2 protein-coding genes are annotated in these 2,159 nt (G+C 69.0%); both read left to right on the plus strand.

All coding sequences use genetic code 11. The annotated features are described in order from the left end of the window. Positions 1 to 1,098, plus strand: a 1,098-nt coding sequence (locus ACWEVO_RS35440) for an LCP family protein (RefSeq protein WP_452311770.1), incomplete at its 5' end; no start/stop codon positions are given. A 205-nt stretch (positions 1,099 to 1,303) separates the two neighbouring features. After that, positions 1,304 to 2,159 (plus strand): LCP family protein (locus tag ACWEVO_RS35445; RefSeq protein WP_452311771.1); only part of this gene is annotated, 856 nt, incomplete at its 3' end.

Here is a 2,159-nt window from a genome sequence, read left to right on the forward strand (position 1 = left end):
GCGCCGCGCTCGGGTGGGCCCGCCGGCCCCGGCGGACCGTCCGGTCCGGGCGGGCCTGGCGGCTCCGGCGGTCCGGGACGACGTGGTCCGCGGCCGCGCTGGGGCCGGATCGGCCTGGTGGCGGGCGTCGCGGTGCTGGTGCTCGCGCTGCTCGGTGGCGCGGGAGCGTGGCTCTACGCCCGCAACCTCAACAACGACCTGGCCCGGACCGACCCCTTCTCGGAGATCACCGGGGGGCGGCCGGCCAAGACGGTCGACGGCGCGCTCAACATCCTCATGGTGGGCAGCGACTCGCGGGACCCGGACGCCCCGGTCGAGACCTCGGGCAAGTGGCGGTCGGACACGATCATCCTCATGCACGTCCCGGCCGACCACAAGGCGGCCTACCTGGTCTCCATCCCGCGTGACCTGTACGTGCCGATCCCGGACAACGCCGGCGCGTCCTGCGACTCGGGGCAGCGCAACAAGATCAACGCAGCCTTCGCGTTCGGTGGCCTGCCGCTGGCCGTGAAGACCGTGGAGTGCTTCAGCGACGTGCGGATCGACCACGTGATGGCGATCGACTTCGCCGGCTTCAAGGAGGTCACCGACGCGCTGGGCGGGGTGGACCTGAAGGTGGAGCGGACGATCACCTCGATCCACAAGCCGTACCGGACGTTCACCAAGGGCGTGAACCACATGAACGGCGCCGAGGCGCTGGACTGGGTCCGGCAGCGCAAGCAGTTCCCGGACGGCGACTTCGCCCGGATGCGCCACCAGCAGGAGTTCCTCAAGGCGCTGATGGACAAGGCGGCGAGCACCGGCACGCTGAGCAACCCGAAGAAGCTGAACGACTTCCTCAAGGCGGTCACCGCGGCGGTCACCGTGGACAAGGACTTCTCGGTGACCGACATGGCGCTGGAGTTCCGGAGCCTGCGCGGACAGAACCTGACCTTCCTGACCAGCCCCAACCTGGGCGGTCAGGACGTGGGCGGGCAGTCGGTCGTGGTCTCCGACCGGGAGAAGGCGCTGGCGATGTACAAGGCCATCTCGTCGGACACGATGGGTGACTGGGTGAAGGCCAACCAGCCGGCGAACGCCACGGGCGACGGCGGCTGAGCGCCCCGGCGGACAGCAATACCGGTCGGTGGTCAAGGTTCGTCCCACGGCGAGCCAACCGCCGACCGGTTGCCATTTATCAGCCGTTCGGCCAAACCCCCTGGAAAACCGCGGGGTAAACCGGGAGTGACCAGCAGATGAGGTCGCCAAGACGGGAACGGATACGTACAGTGGTCCCGCCCCCGATCATCGAGCTGGAGCACGCATGCCGGTTCAGACCAGCCATCGCCCCCAGTCGCTGGATCCCGGAGCACCCGGGCGAGTACCCCCGGTCATTCCGACCCAACCCGGGCCGGGTGGCCGCGGCCCTGGTGGAGGCCGGAAGCGGACCAAGCGGAAGGATCCGCTCTGGGCCCGACTCACGCTGATCTTCGGCGCGGTGCTGATGATGACCAGCGGTGTCGCGATCGTCGGCAGCAAAGCGGTGATCGGACAGGCCACCAGCGGGATCGCCCAGCGCAACCTGCTCGGCGACGCGGGCAAGTCCGACGCCGAGGGCGGCAACAGCCTGGACGGCCCGATCGACATGCTGCTGCTCGGCGTCGACGCCCGGGAGCGCTGGGCCGCGGACAACGTCCGCTCGGACACGATCATCATCCTGCACATCCCGGCCAGCCACGACCAGGCGTACCTGATCTCGATTCCCCGGGACACCGAGGCGCAGATTCCGGCCGATTCGAAGTCGGGCTACCCGGGCGGCGTCGACAAGATCAACGCGGCCTTCTACTTCGGCGCGCAGAAGGGCGGCGGCTGGGAGGGTGGCGCCCGGCTGATGGCCAAGACCATCAAGAACATGACCGGGATCAGCTTCGACGGCGCCGCGATCATCAACTTCGGCGGCTTCAAGAACGTGATCGACGCCCTCGGCACGGTCCGGATCTGCGTCAGCCACGAGGTCAAGTCGCACCACATGTCGATGGTCGACGGCAAGCCGATGTGGAACGCGGACGCCCGCAAGACCGGCAAGCCGATGACCCCGGTGGTGCACAAGAAGGGCTGCCGGGAGATGGAGGGCTGGGAGGCCCTCGACTACGCCCGCCAGCGCTACGGCCTGCCGAACG

The sequence above is a fragment of the Micromonospora sp. NPDC003776 genome, assembly GCF_053605645.1.